The sequence below is a fragment of the Paenibacillus germinis genome (assembly GCF_013141785.1).
GTDB lineage: Bacteria > Bacillota > Bacilli > Paenibacillales > NBRC-103111 > Paenibacillus_E > Paenibacillus_E phytorum.
This window is the reverse complement of record NZ_WHOC01000005.1, coordinates 1-978: the sequence shown is the minus strand read 5'-3', so window position 1 is coordinate 978 and position 978 is coordinate 1. Positions and strand designations below refer to the sequence as shown.

General features: G+C 53.7%; 1 rRNA gene. It reads left to right on the top strand.

Annotated elements, in window-relative coordinates:
- Nucleotides 1-978 (top strand): 23S ribosomal RNA (locus tag GC102_RS00025); the annotation flags it as partial.

Genomic DNA, 978 nt, shown 5'->3' with positions numbered 1-978 from the left:
CCCAGTAAACGGCGGCCGTAACTATAACGGTCCTAAGGTAGCGAAATTCCTTGTCAGGTAAATTCTGACCCGCACGAATGGCGTAACGACTTGGGCGCTGTCTCAACGAGAGATCCGGTGAAATTTTAATACCTGTGAAGATGCAGGTTACCCGCGACAAGACGGAAAGACCCCATGGAGCTTTACTGCAGCTTGATATTGGACTTTGGTACGATCTGTACAGGATAGGTGGGAGCCTTTGAAGCCTGAGCGCCAGCTTGGGTGGAGGCATCGTTGGGATACCACCCTGATCGTATCGGAGTTCTAACCTGGTACCGTGATCCGGTATGGGGACAGTGTCAGGTGGGCAGTTTGACTGGGGCGGTCGCCTCCTAAAATGTAACGGAGGCGTTTAAAGGTTCCCTCAGAATGGTTGGAAATCATTCGCAGAGTGCAAAGGCATAAGGGAGCTTGACTGCGAGACCTACAAGTCGAGCAGGGACGAAAGTCGGACTTAGTGATCCGGTGGTACCGAATGGAAGGGCCATCGCTCAACGGATAAAAGCTACCCTGGGGATAACAGGCTTATCTCCCCCAAGAGTCCACATCGACGGGGAGGTTTGGCACCTCGATGTCGGCTCATCGCATCCTGGGGCTGAAGTAGGTCCCAAGGGTTGGGCTGTTCGCCCATTAAAGCGGTACGCGAGCTGGGTTCAGAACGTCGTGAGACAGTTCGGTCCCTATCTGTCGCGGGCGTAGGAAATTTGAGAGGAGCTGTCCTTAGTACGAGAGGACCGGGATGGACGTACCGCTGGTGTACCAGTTGTCTCGCCAGAGGCATCGCTGGGTAGCTATGTACGGAGGGGATAAGCGCTGAAAGCATCTAAGCGCGAAGCCCCCCTCAAGATGAGATTTCCCAGTATGTAAGACCCCTTGTAGACGACGAGGTTGATAGGTTCGAGGTGGAAGTGCAGCAATGTATGCAGCTGACGAATACTA